The sequence below is a fragment of the Falsihalocynthiibacter arcticus genome (genome assembly GCF_000812665.2).
In the GTDB taxonomy this organism is placed as follows: Bacteria; Pseudomonadota; Alphaproteobacteria; order Rhodobacterales; family Rhodobacteraceae; genus Falsihalocynthiibacter; species Falsihalocynthiibacter arcticus.
The window spans coordinates 2,048,429-2,063,386 of sequence record NZ_CP014327.1; the positions used below are offsets into that span (position 1 = coordinate 2,048,429).

A 14,958-nucleotide genomic window follows, 5' to 3' on the forward strand; every position below is an offset into this window, starting at 1 on the left:
TGGGCGCAGGGAACAGCGCCAAATTTAGTGAAAAGGTCCAAGATGCGCGCCCCTCTCTCCATTGTGATCCCGACATTGAACGCAGGCTCAGAATTGGCTCCGACCCTTGCCTGTTTGATGGAGGGGTTGAATGCAGGTTTAATTCGCGAACTGGTGATTTCCGACGCAAGCTCATCTGATGATACCGTTGAAATCGCACAGCTTTCGGGGGCCGAGGTCGTGTCTGGCGCGGTGGGGCGGGGGGCGCAACTCTCCCTTGGGGCGGCGGCCTGTTCGGGCGAATGGTTGCTCTTCCTCCATGCCGATTCCCATCTCTCGGAGGGGTGGAGCGCCCATGTCTCAAGGTTTATCGCGCAGGAAACGGACGCTGGATACGGCGATCTGGTTTTACGCGATGACGCCATGATGGCGCGGATGACGGCCCGTGGCGCCAACTTGAGGTCCCGCCTTTTTGGGCTGCCCTATGGCGATCAAACCCTACTGATTTCGCGGGCTTTATACGACGAGGTCGGCGGCTATCCTGACATTCCGCTCATGGAAGATGTCGCCCTCGCCAAAACCCTCAAAGGGCGGCTCAAACGCGGCGGTTTTCAGTCTCAAACCAGCGCCGCACGTTACCGCGAACAAGGCTATGCCAAACGTTCCCTGCGAAATCTAACGACACTTCTGCGCTATAAATTGGGCGCTGACCCAAAGAAATTAGCGCAGTCCTACGCTAAGAAGTAACGTCTTCCTCGGTTTTGAATTGCATGGCATAGAGCGCCGCATAGGTCCCCGATCGGGCTAAAAGTTCATCGTGCGTGCCTTCTTCAACCACGCGCCCCTGATCCATAACGACAATTTTATGCGCATTTCGTACCGTCGAGAGGCGATGCGCAATCACAATCGCCGTGTGCCCCTTTGAAAGCTCCTCCAGTGCCGACTGCACAAAGACCTCGGATTTGGCATCCAGCGCGGATGTTGCCTCATCCAGCAGCAGTATTGGCGAGCGGCGCAACAGGGCCCGTGCAATGGCCACCCGCTGCCGCTGACCGCCAGAAAGGTTCGTACCACGGGGGCCAGCCGGGCTCGCTAGCCCATCGGGAAGTTGACCAAGGAAATCCGTCACATGCGCCGCCTCAAGCGCGCGTTCAAGGTCTGCCTCTGTAATATCCGTGTGCCCCATCAAAACATTGTCGCGCAAGGTTTCGTCAAACAAAAGCGAGTCCTGTGACACCACCGAAAACGAATGCCGCAGGACAGAAAGATCAAAATCTGCAACCGGCACGCCCCCAACCAAAACCGCACCACTGGTTGGCTCAATCAGGCGCGTGAGGAGGTTGAAAACGGTGCTTTTCCCCGCACCAGACGCCCCCACAAGTGCCGTGGTTTCGCCCGCTTTCGCTACAAAACTCACATCATGCAAAACGGGCGTATCGCCGTAGGAAAACTCAACATTTCGCAGGGTTACATCACCCGAAAATGCCTCGGTTCCCTTGGAAACCGCAGGCGACAGGATGGTTGGGCGCTCGTCAAATAGCGTATACAGACGTTGCAAACTCGCCGCCGCGACCTGCCATGTGCCCGCGATGGAACCCAAACGCCGCATAGGTTGAAACGTCAGACCCATCGCCGAGAAAAAACTCATGAACTGGCCGACGGTTTTATCCCCCGTCACAATGTCTTGGCCGCCAAAAACCAACACGCCAAGGAACCCAAAACCCGTCATGATATCAATCATCGACGGAATAAACGCCCGTCCGGCGGCTGTCTTGATTTCGGCCCGCACAATGCGGCCAATAATATAGTTGAAGCGGCTCTGTTGATAGCTTTCCATGACGTTGAGTTTGATCGGATTGATCCCGTGAAAAATCTCGTCGAGTTGGGTCGAGCGCAAGCTGGCCTCAACCCGTAACGCATTGGTTTTGCGCCGAATATATTTCTGCAAAACCACCATAGGCAGAAGAAGCAGAGGGATGCCTGCAATGGAAATTAGGGTCCAAATCAAGTCCACTTGGATCGCCACATACATAAGCGCAAGGAGTGAGATAAAATCGCGCCCAACTCCCGAAATAATCACGCTCCAGACCCCCTGAACCGCCAGCGTATCGCCTTGAACACGCTCCATCAGCGCCCCGGGGGAGTTTTTTTGAAAGAACTGGCTATCAAGCGTCATCAGATGGCCCACAAGCTCTTTTTGCATGGTCGTGGAGGTGCGCTGCGCAACCGTCGTTAACAGTGTTTTTTGCACAAGGTTACTAATCGCACGCGCAAAAAACAGGGCCACGATAAGCCCCCAACCCGCCAAATCGCAGCAGAATCCCCCGCGATGAAAATTTGGTCAAACATCGGTTGCAACAAATAGGACAACACCCCAAGCGAACCGCCCTCGATAACCATGAAAAAGAACGCAACCAGCATGAGACCCGAATATCGGCGCAAATAATCATGCCATAAACGGCGGAACAATTCGCGCGATGTATAGCCCGAAAGCGTGGGAGCGTGGGGGGATTCCGAGGAGCAGAATGGGGCAAAAGTGTCTCTCAATCGCGGCTAGGCTAGACAATTGTTTAACCCTGATACGTGGTCAACGCAAGACAGGCGCGGCGGCGATTGACGGGTCTGAATTTCCCGAGTAAGCGGGATAGAAAGCAAATTGACGGAGACCAAAATGAGCCTTGCCAACGGACGCCACTACCTCGCCATTCCAGGCCCATCGGTTATGCCTGACCGCGTTTTGCAAGCCATGCACCAACCCGCGCCCAATATCTATACAGGCGCTTTGGTCGAGATGGTCGCCACCTTGATCCCCGATCTAAAAGCCATCGCAGGAACACGTCACCGCGCTGCGATTTATATCGCGAACGGCCACGGCATCTGGGAAGCGGCCATCGCCAACACCCTAAAACGCGGGGATAAAGCGCTTGTTTTGGCGACGGGTCGCTTTGGCATTGGCTGGGGCGAAATGGCCACGGCTATGGGAATTGAAACCCACGTGCTGGATTTCGGACTGCATTCCACATTAGATTTGACGCAAGTTGCAGCCGCTCTTCGGGCGGATAAAACCCATGAAATCAAAGCGGTAACCACCGTTCATGTCGACACCTCCACATCCTTCCGTAACGACATCAAGGCATTACGCGAGACAATTGACGCCGTCGGTCACCCCGCGCTCCTGATGGTAGATTGCATCGCCAGCCTTGGCTGCGAAGAGTTCCAAATGGATGCATGGGGCGTCGACGTAATGATTGCCGCCAGCCAAAAAGGCCTGATGACTCCCCCCGGAATTGGCTTTGTATTCTATAATGACAAGGCCGAAAAAGCGCGCGAAACTTTGGGGCAAATCTCCAAATATTGGGATTGGACAGTGCGAGGCAACCCGCAAGAATTCTATGAATATTTCTGCGGAACCGCGCCCACGCACCATCTTTTTGCCTTGCGTGAAGCCCTCAATATGTTGGTCCACGAAGAGGGTTTAGACTCCGCATATCGCCGCCATAAAATCCTCGCCAACGCGGTTTGGGCCGCGCTCGATGCATGGGGGCAGGAGGGCTCTATCCGGATGAATGTCACGGATGCAGCCCTGCGAAGCCACGCGGTAACCTCGGTCAAAATAGACGCCCCCCTCGGTACGACCTTGCGCGACTACCTCACCAAAAACCTCGGCGTGACACTTGGAATTGGCCTCGGTATGGCGCCCGGTGGCTCGCCTGAATGGCACGGGTATTTCCGCATCGGCCACATGGGCCACGTGAATGCGCATATGGTTTTGGGCACGCTCGCTTGCATCGACGCAGGCCTCAAAGCGTTGAAAATACCCCATGGAAACGGCGCTTTAGAGGCCGCAACGCGGGTGATCTCAGAGGCTTAACGGCTGGCCGCTTGCAACGCTTCGGGCAAGGCCCGCGCAAACAGCGCGAGGTCCGCTTCTGACGCCGCCGAAATGCGAATGCATCGATCCTGCGGGGCAACAAACGGCATGCGAACAAAGATATCGCGCGCCAAAAGCTCCGCCAAAACCCGCTTGGCAAACGCGCCATCGCGCCCGCAATCCATCGTGACGAAATTCGTCGCCGAGGGGAGGGCGGTCAACCCGTTGTCCTGCGCAATCTGATAGAGGTGCTCGCGGGCATGGGCGACCTTTTCCAAGGTCTCCGCAAGGTAGGTCGTGTCCGCCAATGCCTCAAGCGCACCCGCCTGTGAAATGCGCGACATGCCGAAATGATTGCGGATCTTGTTGAAGGCTTGGATGTTCTCTGCGTGGCCAATCGCATAACCAACCCGCGCGCCCGCCATGCCATAAGCTTTTGAAAATGTGCGCATTCTAAGGACTTGCGGGTTCGTCACATCCAAATCGGGCGCGGTGTGTTGCGGCGCAAATTCGATATAGGCCTCATCGAGGATTAACAGGCAGCCCTTGGGCAAGGCGGCGATCATGTCGTCAATCATTGGGCCGTAATGCCACGTTCCCATCGGGTTGTCGGGATTGGCCAAATAGACGATTTTCGCCCCCACTTCATGGGCTTTCGCAACAAGGGCTTTGGGGTCTTCATGGTCGCCCGTAAACGGCACGGTGACGATATTTCCACCAAATCCCGCGACGTGATAATTGAGGGTCGGATAGGCCCCCGCCGAGGTCACCACAGTGTCGCCGGGTTCCAGAAACAGCCGCACAGTATAGCCCAGAATTCCGTCGATACCTTCGCCGACAAGAATGTTTTCCGGCGCGACATCGTGCTTTTTCGCGAGCGCGTGGGTTAAATCATAGCTTTCAGGGTCGCCATACATCCAGACGTCATGAGCCGCTTTTTGCATCGCGTTAATGGCGCGGGGCGAGGGGCCAAAAACGCTCTCATTCGCGCCAAGCCGCGCTGCAAAAACCTTGCCGCGTTTGCGTTCTTGGGTTTCAGGCCCAACGAAGGGCACCGAGGCCGGAAGCGTTTGAGCAAGGCGCGTTTGTCGTGGCGTTTTCATTGGCGAAAATCCCATAAAATGCTGCGGCTGGGCCGAATTTACACGGCCCAACCAGAGTTAAACAAGATCGGCAAGTCTTTGCAATGCAGCCGCGAGCTTTTCGGCTTCCGCCTCAAGTTCCGCCATCCGCGCACGGCTTTCGGCAACCACTTCTTCGGGGGCCGAGGCCACGAATTTCGGGTTGCTCAACCGCCCTTTCAGGCCGCCATATTCCTTCTTCTGTTTCTCTACTGCTTTCTCAAGGCGCGATTTTTCTGCATCCAGATCAATGAGATCGGCAATCGGAAGCGCAAATGTGCCCCCCGTCACGGCGATCGTCACACAGCCTTTGGGCAGGTCGGAAACCGGCGTGATGCTCTCAATTCGCGCCAATTTGCACACAATCGCCTCATTACGCGTCAGCGCTTCTTGCGATTTTGCGTCCAACTGCATCTGCAACATCGGCAATTTCGCCCCCGCAGGCACTCGCATTTCGGCGCGAATAGAGCGGATCGATTCGATCAATCCGATGACCCAATTCATCTCGCCGTCCGCGTCTTTGTCCATGATGTCTTCGCCATAGGTCGGCCAATCCGTGTGGATCAACATCTTGGGGCGGGCCGCAATCGAGGACCAAAGTTCTTCAGTTATGAAGGGCATGATCGGATGCAAAAGGATGAGGCATTGATCAATAACCCACGCCATCGTCGCGCGTGTTTCTGCAATGATTTCATCGTTTTCGGAGTAGAATAGCGGCTTGGCAAACTCAACATACCAATCGCAAACCTTGCCCCAGACAAACGCATAAAGCGTGTTGGCCGCGTCGTTGAAACGGTACGCCTCAAGGGCTGCGTCCACGTCAATTCGTGCTTTTGCCGCTTCGCCGATGATCCACTTATTCGCCGTCTGCTTAACGCTGCTTGTGTCGAAATCTGGCGAGGGAACGCACTCATTCATCTCGGCAAAACGCGCCGCATTCCACAGCTTTGTACCAAAGTTGCGATAGCCTTTGATCCGGTCCTCAGACAGTTTCAAAACCCCGCCCATCGCCGCCATTTGCGCCATGGTAAAGCGAAGTGCATCCGCGCCGTAAACGTCCACGATTTCCAGCGGGTCAATCACATTGCCACGGGTCTTCGACATCTTTTCGCCCTTCTCGTCGCGCACGAGTTGGTGGAGGTAAACCGTGTGGAAGGGGTCTTTCTTTTCAACGGCTTGCGACATCATCATCATTCGCGCCACCCAGAAAAACAGGATATCCTGCCCCGTGATCAACACATCAGACGGATAGTATTTCGCCAATTCCGGCGTCTGCTCAGGCCAACCAAGCGTCCCCATGGGCCAAAGGCCAGAGGAGAACCACGTGTCCAAAACGTCGGGATCACGAAAAATAGTTGGGTTATATTCTGCCTCTTTTTCTGAAGCTTTGGCGGCTTTGACCATAGAATGGATGGCGTGATTACTCTCCCACTTCGCTCTGAGTTCGCTATTTGTGGGCATGTTCTGGGAAACAACGACTTCTAACCCATAATACTCATTGAACCATTTTATCGCTTCTTCTTCGGTGGAAGCACAGTGAGCAACACGGGATTCAAAGTCAAAAACCTGACTTCCGTCGTCGCCCTTTGTACATTTTACACCGTACCAGACAGGCACCTGATGCCCCCACCAAAGTTGGCGTGAAATGCACCAAGGCTCGATGTTTTCCAGCCAGTGATAGAACACCTTCTCGCCACTCTCAGGCATGATGTTCACGCGGCCTTCGCGTACAGCTTCCAGCGCGGGGCCAACGATTTTCGCCGTATCCACAAACCACTGATCCGTCAGCATTGGCTCGATCACCACTTTGGAGCGATCCCCAAACGGCTGCATGATCTTTTTGCTTTCGACGTAGGGCACAAAAACGGTGAACTCTTCGCCCTCGTCGTCCTTGCGCACTTCGGTCGTCATCACAGCCAAACCCTCGGCCGTAATATCTGCAATCACCGCTTTGCGCGCCTCAAAACGATCCATGCCGCGATAAGCTTCGGGCACCAAATTCATCGCGGCGATCATCGCCTCGTCGAATTCCAATTCCCCGTTTGCAATGGCTTGTGCGGTGGCGGCTTCCTCAACATAGGGGCGCCCATCCGCGCGCATGGCGGCCTTCGTATCCATCAGGTTATACATCGGAATGCCGCCACGCTTGGCAACCTGATAGTCGTTAAAGTCGTGGGCTCCGGTGATTTTTACCGCGCCCGATCCAAAGTCCATCTCGGGATATTCATCGGTAATGATCGGGATTAAACGGCGGCTCTCTTTGGGGCCAACGGGAATTTCACAGAGCATGCCAACGATCGGCGCATAGCGCGCGTCGTCCGGATGCACTGCAACCGCGCCATCACCCAGCATGGTTTCGGGGCGGGTCGTCGCAATTGCGATATAGTCGCGCGTCTCGCGTAAAGTCTCAACGCCGTCGTCGTCTTTTTCAACGTATTCATAGGTTTGGCCGCCTGCGAGCGGGTATTTGAAGTGCCACATATGACCGTCGACTTCGATATTCTCCACCTCAAGATCCGAAATCGCTGTCTCAAAATGGGGGTCCCAATTCACAAGGCGCTTGCCGCGATAAATTAGGTCGTCGTTGTACATTTTCACGAAGGTCTTGATCACGGCCTCGTGGAAGTTTGGGTCCATCGTAAAGGCTTCACGCGACCAATCACAGGTTGATCCAAGGCGCTTAAGCTGGTTTTTGATGTTGCCACCGGACTCCGCTTTCCACTCCCAAACCTTCTCCAAAAAGGCTTCGCGGCCCATCTCGGCGCGGGTCGGAAGGCCCTCAGCGGCCAGCTTGCGCTCCACAATCATCTGCGTCGCAATACCCGCGTGGTCGGTGCCTGGCTGCCACAAAGTGTCATACCCCTGCATGCGTTTTTGCCGCGTGAGGATATCCTGAAGCGTGTTGTTAAACGCATGGCCCACGTGCAAATTGCCCGTGACATTCGGCGGTGGGATCATAATCGCAAAGGTTTCTTCGCGGCTGGCATTTGCCCCCGCTTTGAACGCGCCTTCGTCTTCCCATTTCGCGTAAATACGTGCTTCGGCTTCACGCGCGTCGAATGTTTTTTCCATCGCCATTTTTGGCCCTCAATCTTGCTAAGTCCATTGGTTTGCCACGGTGTCCGCGCAAAAAAATCTGTCCCGAATGCCTTATAGAATGCACAGCCCAAGGGGAAGGGCGCGCTTTACAAATTATGTCGTGCGGTCAAGTTTTGTGGCCAAGTGGATCAAACTCTCACTCCTTTGCACACCGCTGATTTCGCCGATTTGGTCGAGGACATCGTTGAGGGCGGGCGGTGTGGAACAGACAACTTGCAGCAAAAGGTCGAACCGCCCGCTTGTGGTCGAGACGCGCTCAACCTCCGGAATGGTGCGCAAACCCGCCAACACGATCAGGTGCGCATTTGGCTCAACCGTCAGTAAAACCGTCGTATGAATCCGCGATTCTTGTGTTAAGGCCCCGATCCGCAACGTATATCCCGCGATGATGTTTTGCTTTTCAAGCCGCGCAATCCGCGCCTGAATGGTCGAGCGCGCCACCCCAAGCTTGCGCGCCAATACCGCCACTGACAGGCGCGCATCGCTGGATAATTGTGCCAAAATGTTGCGATCAAGAGGGTCCATAGCGCCTGTCCTATATGTCGATTGTTCTACCGATTGTTACGATATGTATCGCATGAGCTGTCAAGGATGAACGCCAATTATTGTGCAATGTCCGCGTTTTCCCGCGCAGGGTGCCACTTTATCCATGGATTTCAGCCATCGCTCTGGACACTTGGAACATGGGCGCTAAAGATACCCAAAACGCGTGGAGGCACTATGGAAAAGTTTGGAAAAAGTCAGTCTGTGTTACGAACCGAAGATGTTCGGTTTCTAACGGGGCAGGGACGCTATGTGGACGATATCGTTCCGGCGAATGCTCTTTACGGATATGTGTTCCGCTCGTCGGTGGCCCACGCAGAAATCGTGACATTGGATGTGAGTGATGCCTTGGAGGCGGAGGGCGTTCACGCGGTTTTAACCGCCGCCGATCTAGAAGCAATGGGCATGAATATCGGCATGAAGGGCGCAACCGTGAAAAATCGCGACGGCTCCAAAGGGGCCGCGCCCCTGCGGCCGATTTTGGCCAAGGGTCGTGTACGGTTTGTCGGCGAAGCCATCGCCTTCATCGTCGCCGATACGCTGGCCTTGGCGCGCGACGCGGCTGAACTGATCGAATTTGACTATACCGATCTTCCCGTCTCCGCAGACCCCATCCCAAGTGACGCGCTCATCCACCCAGAAGCCCCTGATAACATTGCCTTTGATTGGTCGATGGGCGATGAGGCCGCCACCCAAGCCGCGTTTGACGCCGCCGCGCATCACATCACAGCCAAGGTGGTCGATAACCGCATTATCGTCAATTCAATGGAGCCGCGCGGCGCTTATGCCGAGTGGGACGGCACCCGTTTGCACGTTGCCATCAATGCACAGGGCGTCTGGGAGCACAAAGACCAAATCGCGCACGCCTTAAAGATGGACCCCGAAGATATCCGCATCACCAACCCCGACGTCGGCGGTGGTTTTGGCATGAAAGCCATGGCCTATCCGGAAAACTTTCTGGTTGCCGCCGCCGCCAAATCCTTGGGCCGTGTCGTGCGCTGGATGGGCGACCGTTCCGAAAGCATGTTGTCGGATAACGCTGGCCGCGACCTGATCTCGACCTGCGAGTTGGCCTTTGACGAAAACCACAAAATCCAAGCCTATCGCGTCACCACGGTCAACAACCTCGGTGCCTATAATTCGCAATTCGGACAGCCCATTCAAACTGAGCTTTTTTCCAAGGTTTTGATGGGCACATACGATTGCACCACCACATTCCACGCCGTGAAGGGCATCTATACCAACACCACCCAAACCGACGCCTATCGCGGCGCAGGCCGCCCCGAAGCCATCTTCGCGCTAGAACGTACCATGGACCAGGCCGCCCGCGAATTGGGCGTTGATCCATGGGAATTGCGCCGCAAAAACTTCATCCCCAAAGACGCCTTCCCCTACACGAGCGCCACGGGCGAACTCTATGACGTAGGTGATTTTGATCGCGTGCTCACGCGGGTAGAAACAGAATGCGACGTCGCTGGTTTTGCCACTCGTCGCGCCAAAAGCGAAGCCAATGGCAAACTGCGCGGCCTTGGCCTGTGTTTCTACATCGAAAGCATCCTCGGCGACCCTTCCGAGGCGGTAAAAGTTGAATTCGTTGAGGACGGCACCGCCAAAATCTACGTCGGCACCCAAAGCAACGGCCAAGGGCACGAAACCGTCTACGCCACCTTCCTGTCGGATCAATCGGGTATCCCGATGGAGCTTATCGAAGTGGTTCAAGGCGACAGCGACCGCATCGCCAAGGGCGGCGGCACGGGCGGCTCGCGCTCGGTCACAGTACAAACCCACGTGACCCTCGCGGCTGTGGCTAAAATCGTGGCGCAATTCACCCCCTATTTGGCCGAGAAAATGGGCGTCGACGCTGCGCAAATCTCCTTTGACGATAACCAGTTCCGCGCCGACGCCTCCAACCTTGCCCCGACCATGCTTGAGGTGGCCGAGATGGCGCGGGTCGACGGTCGCACTGATTTACTGACGTTCGAAGCCCGCGCCGAAATACCGGGGCGTTCGTATCCAAACGGCGCCCATGTCGCCGAGGTCGAGATCGATCCCGAAACCGGCAAAACAAGCGTGGTGCGTTATACGGTGACCGATGATTTCGGCAATCTCATCAGCCCGATGTTGGTCGCAGGACAGGTTCACGGCGGCGTGGCCCAAGGGCTGGGGCAAGTGATCTCGGAACATGTCGTTTACGACGCCGAAGGCCAACTCCTGAGTGCGAGTTTCATGGATTACGGCATGCCTCGCGCCGATGATATGCCCTTCGTGGACTTCACCACCGAGCCAACCCCCTCCACGGCCAACCCCATGGGCATGAAGGGCTGCGGCGAGGCGGGCACCGTCGGAAGCATGGCCGCCGTCGCCAATGCGGTGCAGGACGCACTGCATGCACGTGGTGTAAAACAGGCCGATATGCCCTTCACCCCGTCGCGCGTTTGGGCCCTCCTGCAGGAGGCTCATGACAAGGCTGCGTGATCACTTACTGCGTTGGCTTCGCCTCAAAAAGGAGGTCGAGCAACCGCCGTTAACGCCGCATCGCGGTGCTCAAAATCATGTGATTATCCTTGATGGAACGCTCTCTAGCCTCGACGACGGGCTGCGCTCCAACGCCGGTCTTCTCTATAAACTTCTGTGCAGCCTTCCTGCCCGAGATCGCCCAAATCTGCGGTATGAATCTGGTATCCAATGGCCCGATTGGCGCAGCACACGGGACGTCATCGAAGGGCGCGGCATCAATCGCCAAATCCGCCGCACCTATGGTTTTCTGGCCAGCCGCTATCACACCGAGGATCGCATCTACCTGTTTGGATATTCACGCGGCGCGTTTACCGTGCGCTCCTTGGCGGGGATGATCGAACAAGTCGGCTTGCTCAAACCGCACCACGCCACCGAACGCAACATTCGCCAAGCCTATCGCCTGTATCAAGGCCCCGCCGACACCGACGCAATCCACGCCTTTCGCGCAGCATTTTGCCACCCGCGCGTCGAGATTGAAATGGTCGGCGTTTGGGAAACGGTCAAAGCGCTCGGCCTGCCAATTCCCTTCCTCTGGCGCCTCACCGATCACCGTCACGCCTTTCACAGCCCCCATCTTGGAACCTCCGTGCGCAATGGGTTTCAGGCGCTGGCGCTTGACGAAACGCGTCAGACCTTTGCGCCCGTCATGTGGAAAAGTTCGCCCTCGTGGACAGGTCATGTGGAGCAAATGTGGTTTCGCGGCCACCATGCCGATATCGGTGGGCAATTGGGCGGATTTGAGGCTGCACGACCGCTCTCCAACATTCCTCTCGTCTGGATGTTAGAGCAAGCCGAAGCGCTCGGCCTTACGCTGCCAAACGGGTGGCGCGCGCAATTTCCCTGCGATGTAACCGCGCCTTCCGTCACAACACAGCGTCGATGGGGGCCGATGTTTGTGTCCCGTTGGAAACGCAAAGTCGGACGCGATCCCTCCGAAAGCATTCACCCGTCTGTGCCCCGCGATCACCCGCAAAAATCTTCGCTCGAGCGGCTACAAAGTGAACCCGTCAGCTAAAGTTATGCGACGTTTTGCAAGACTTTTGACGGTGTAATTCCCAGCGCATGACACACATCACGCGTGCGTTCTGGACGGTTGAGCGTATAGAAATGCAAGTCCTCAACACCGCCCTCAAGCAGGTCCGAACACAGTTCCGTGCACAGGCTCGTCGCCAAAAGCTCCGTGCGATCATCGCGCTCCGCCTTCTCAAACGCTTCCGCAACCCAAGTCGGAACCGAAGTGCCACAACGTGCCGCAAAACGTTGTGCGCCTTTCCAGCTTTGGATCGGCAAAATGCCCGGAATAATCGGCGCATCAATACCCGCTTTTACACAGGCATCACGGAAGCGAAAAAACGTATCCGCTTCAAAAAAGAACTGGGTGATCGCCGAATGCGCCCCTGCATCAATCTTGCGTTTAAGCCAATCAACATCGGCCTGCGATGAGGGCGAATCGGGGTGCGGTTCAGGATAGGCTCCAACGCGCAGCTTGAATTTCCCTGTATCCGCGAGGGCTTCGATCAACTCACAGGCATCCGAAAATCCGTCTGGATGCGCCGTAAACGACTCCGCTCCCTTGGGCGCATCGCCGCGCAGCGCCACAATTTCCGTCACACCAGCGTCGGAATAAGATTGCGCAATCTGCATGGTTTCTTCGCGGGTTGCGTCCACACAGGTAAGGTGCGCCGCAACATTCAGGCCGTAATTTTTGTGGATCGTGGCGACCGCTTCATGGGTCAAGTCACGTGTCGTGCCCCCCGCGCCATAGGTCACGGACGAAAAGCTGGGCTCAAGTGGGGCCAAGGCGCGCACCGTATCCCAAAGCCGAAAAGAGGCCTCCAAGGATTGTGGTGGGAAAAACTCGAAAGAAATGCGCGGCGTCTGTGTCGTTGTCATTTTGTATCCGTCCTTTTGGCTTGAGCCCTTGTCTCACATCTCGCAATGTGAGACAAATTCATAATTCTCAAGATTAATATGAGGCTCATGCATAATGCATCTGGAATTCCGGCACCTGCGAACGATCAAAGCCATTCACGAGGCTGGCGGTTTGGCCCGCGCGGCTGACCTCCTCAATACCACACAATCGGCGCTTTCGCACCAAGTTAAGGGGCTTGAGGATCAGGCGGGGGTGGAGCTTTTCATTCGCCGCACCAAACCGATGAAACTCTCCCCCGCTGGGATGAAGCTTCTACGGTTGGCCGAGAAGGTCCTCCCCGAAGTTGCCGCCCTTGAGGCCGAGTTTGCGGGGCTGATCTCTGGCAAGTCTGGCCGCTTGCATATCGCAATTGAATGCCACGCCTGTTTTGAGTGGCTGTTTCCTGTGCTTGAGGAATTCCGCAAAGCTTGGCCCGATGTCGATGTCGATATCCGCCCTGGATTGGCCTTTGATGCCCTGCCTGCCTTGCAAAAAGAGGGCGTTGATCTGGTCGTTTCCTCGGACCCCGAAACGCTGGAAGGCATTCAATTCTCACCTCTTTTTGACTATGAACCTGTGTTTGTTGCCGCCGCAAGCCACCCGCTGGCCAAAAAAGAATTCATTGAACCCGAGGATTTGCGCGGCGAGACCCTCATTACCTATCCCGTCGATCGCACACGTTTGGACGTGTTCACCGAGTTTCTGACGCCAGCCAAAATCGAACCCGCCGCCATTCGTCAGGTCGAATTAACGGCCGTCATCCTTTTGCTCGTCGCCTCTAATCGCGGCGTGGCCGTGTTGCCCGATTGGGTCGTGCGCGAAGTGCGCTACAACTCTGATTATGTCACCCGCCCGTTGGGCAAAAAGGGGGCCACAAAACGCCTCTATGCCGCCGTGCGCACCGACGACATTCAAAAACCTTTTATGGCGCATTTTATTCGTTTGGCTCGGACCGAACCCGTGAAGCTCCAACGCTTAAGGGCGACTGTTTAATCTAATAACGCCTTTTGGCTTGGCAAATCGGCTGTCGCCGCGTATATGCGCGATCTTATCAATGGAGTACCCTCATGATCGGCAGTGCGAATCTTAATATCATGGTGAAAGCCGCCCGTCGGGCTGGTCGCAGCCTGGCAAAAGACTTCCGCGAAGTAGAAAACCTTCAGGTTTCGGTAAAGGGTGCGGGCGACTTCGTCTCCAAAGCCGATATTACCGCCGAAGAAATTCTCAAAGAAGACTTGATGGAAGCGCGCCCAACCTACGGTTGGTTGGCCGAAGAGAGTGCAGAAATCCCCGGAACAGACCCCACACGCCGTTGGATTGTCGACCCGCTTGATGGCACCACAAACTTCCTCCACGGCTTGCCGCATTGGGCCGTTTCGGTTGCTTTGGAGCACAAAGGCGAAATCGTTGCAGGCGTGGTTTTTGACCCCTGCAAGGACGAAACCTTCTTTGCCGAAAAAGGCCAAGGCGCTTGGATGAACGAAGGCCGCATTCGCGCCTCCGGTCGCACCCATATGATCGAAACAATTTACGCCACGGGTCTGCCTTTTGCGGGTCGCGGCGATTTGCCAGACACACTTCAAGACCTCGCGCGCATCCTTCCGGCCTGTGCTGGCGTACGCCGTTGGGGGGCTGCTTCCCTCGATCTCGCTTATGTGGCCGCTGGTCGCTATGATGGCTTCTGGGAGCGTCGCCTCAAACCGTGGGACATGGCCGCTGGCCTCGTGCTCGCGCGCGAAGCGGGTGCCCTCGTGGAACCTCTCGCCAAGGGCGACAACATTATTGAAAGCGGCTCGGTCATCTGTGCCAACGAGCCGATGTTCGAACGCTTTGCCAAGGTTATTCGCGGCTAAAACGGGCTTCAAAAAGGTTTGAAAACTTTAAAAAAGTCCCTCTGCGGTGTTTAAAAAGTTTAA

The 14,958-nt window shown here is 55.9% G+C and carries 11 protein-coding genes; 6 read left to right on the forward strand and 5 right to left on the reverse strand.

Annotated features, from left to right (window positions below):
• Positions 1-42 precede the first annotated feature (42 nt).
• Positions 43-726 (forward strand): TIGR04283 family arsenosugar biosynthesis glycosyltransferase, encoded by a 684-nt coding sequence (locus tag RC74_RS10195; protein ID WP_039004623.1) that lies wholly within the window; start codon positions 43-45, stop codon positions 724-726.
• Here RC74_RS10195 and RC74_RS10200 read toward each other — a convergent pair.
• A complete protein-coding gene (locus RC74_RS10200; protein WP_417935180.1) occupies positions 716-2,266 on the reverse strand; it encodes an ABC transporter ATP-binding protein in 1,551 nt (516 codons plus the stop codon). The genes RC74_RS10195 and RC74_RS10200 overlap by 11 nt on opposite strands.
• Before the next feature lie 384 nt (positions 2,267-2,650).
• Between RC74_RS10200 and RC74_RS10205 the strand changes: the two genes are divergently transcribed.
• The gene (locus tag RC74_RS10205; RefSeq protein WP_039004624.1) at positions 2,651-3,850 is read left to right on the forward strand and encodes a pyridoxal-phosphate-dependent aminotransferase family protein; all 1,200 of its coding nucleotides are present in this window, start codon (positions 2,651-2,653) and stop codon (positions 3,848-3,850) included.
• Here the strand turns inward: RC74_RS10205 and RC74_RS10210 are convergent.
• From RC74_RS10210 to RC74_RS10220, 3 genes are all read right to left on the reverse strand, one after another.
• The gene (locus RC74_RS10210; protein WP_039004625.1) at positions 3,847-4,953 is read right to left on the reverse strand and encodes a pyridoxal phosphate-dependent aminotransferase; all 1,107 of its coding nucleotides are present in this window, start codon (positions 4,951-4,953) and stop codon (positions 3,847-3,849) included. The two genes, RC74_RS10205 and RC74_RS10210, sit on opposite strands and share 4 nt — an antisense overlap.
• Before the next feature lie 57 nt (positions 4,954-5,010).
• Complete coding sequence (locus RC74_RS10215; protein ID WP_039004626.1) at positions 5,011-8,049, reverse strand: valine--tRNA ligase; 3,039 nt, start codon at positions 8,047-8,049, stop codon at positions 5,011-5,013.
• Positions 8,050-8,163: 114 nt separating this feature from the next.
• On the reverse strand, positions 8,164-8,595 hold the full coding sequence (locus RC74_RS10220) for an Lrp/AsnC family transcriptional regulator (RefSeq protein ID WP_039004627.1): 432 nt from the start codon (positions 8,593-8,595) through the stop codon (positions 8,164-8,166).
• Between the two features lie 195 nt (positions 8,596-8,790).
• On the opposite strand from RC74_RS10220, the gene RC74_RS10225 reads away from it, so the two are divergent.
• On the forward strand, positions 8,791-11,088 hold the full coding sequence (locus RC74_RS10225; protein ID WP_039004628.1) for a xanthine dehydrogenase family protein molybdopterin-binding subunit: 2,298 nt from the start codon (positions 8,791-8,793) through the stop codon (positions 11,086-11,088).
• On the forward strand, positions 11,072-12,145 hold the full coding sequence (locus RC74_RS10230) for a DUF2235 domain-containing protein (protein WP_039004629.1): 1,074 nt from the start codon (positions 11,072-11,074) through the stop codon (positions 12,143-12,145). Before RC74_RS10225 ends, RC74_RS10230 begins: the two co-directional genes overlap by 17 nt.
• 2 nt (positions 12,146-12,147) lie before the next feature.
• On the opposite strand, the gene metF is transcribed toward RC74_RS10230, so the two are convergent.
• The gene (gene metF / locus RC74_RS10235) at positions 12,148-13,023 is read right to left on the reverse strand and encodes a methylenetetrahydrofolate reductase [NAD(P)H] (RefSeq protein ID WP_039004630.1); all 876 of its coding nucleotides are present in this window, start codon (positions 13,021-13,023) and stop codon (positions 12,148-12,150) included.
• A 94-nt stretch (positions 13,024-13,117) separates the two neighbouring features.
• Here metF and RC74_RS10240 point away from each other — a divergent pair, with 94 nt between their 5' ends.
• Positions 13,118-14,035: a LysR family transcriptional regulator gene (locus RC74_RS10240; RefSeq protein WP_039004631.1), complete on the forward strand. Its 918-nt coding sequence runs from the start codon at positions 13,118-13,120 to the stop codon at positions 14,033-14,035.
• A 74-nt stretch (positions 14,036-14,109) separates the two neighbouring features.
• Complete coding sequence (locus RC74_RS10245; RefSeq protein WP_039004632.1) at positions 14,110-14,895, forward strand: inositol monophosphatase family protein; 786 nt, start codon at positions 14,110-14,112, stop codon at positions 14,893-14,895.
• Positions 14,896-14,958 lie beyond the last annotated feature (63 nt).

What these genes read in the sequence shown, in the direction of transcription:
- RC74_RS10225 (WP_039004628.1), top strand. Translation starts at nt 8,791, where the DNA reads ATGGAAAAGTTTGGAAAAAGTCAGTCTGTGTTACGAACCGAAGATGTT.
- RC74_RS10230 (WP_039004629.1), top strand. Translation starts at nt 11,072, where the DNA reads ATGACAAGGCTGCGTGATCACTTACTGCGTTGGCTTCGCCTCAAAAAG.
- RC74_RS10195 (WP_039004623.1), top strand. Translation starts at nt 43, where the DNA reads ATGCGCGCCCCTCTCTCCATTGTGATCCCGACATTGAACGCAGGCTCA.
- RC74_RS10215 (WP_039004626.1), bottom strand. Translation starts at nt 8,049, where the DNA reads ATGGCGATGGAAAAAACATTCGACGCGCGTGAAGCCGAAGCACGTATT.
- metF (WP_039004630.1), bottom strand. Translation starts at nt 13,023, where the DNA reads ATGACAACGACACAGACGCCGCGCATTTCTTTCGAGTTTTTCCCACCA.
- RC74_RS10205 (WP_039004624.1), top strand. Translation starts at nt 2,651, where the DNA reads ATGAGCCTTGCCAACGGACGCCACTACCTCGCCATTCCAGGCCCATCG.
- RC74_RS10240 (WP_039004631.1), top strand. Translation starts at nt 13,118, where the DNA reads ATGCATCTGGAATTCCGGCACCTGCGAACGATCAAAGCCATTCACGAG.
- RC74_RS10210 (WP_039004625.1), bottom strand. Translation starts at nt 4,953, where the DNA reads ATGAAAACGCCACGACAAACGCGCCTTGCTCAAACGCTTCCGGCCTCG.
- RC74_RS10245 (WP_039004632.1), top strand. Translation starts at nt 14,110, where the DNA reads ATGATCGGCAGTGCGAATCTTAATATCATGGTGAAAGCCGCCCGTCGG.
- RC74_RS10220 (WP_039004627.1), bottom strand. Translation starts at nt 8,595, where the DNA reads ATGGACCCTCTTGATCGCAACATTTTGGCACAATTATCCAGCGATGCG.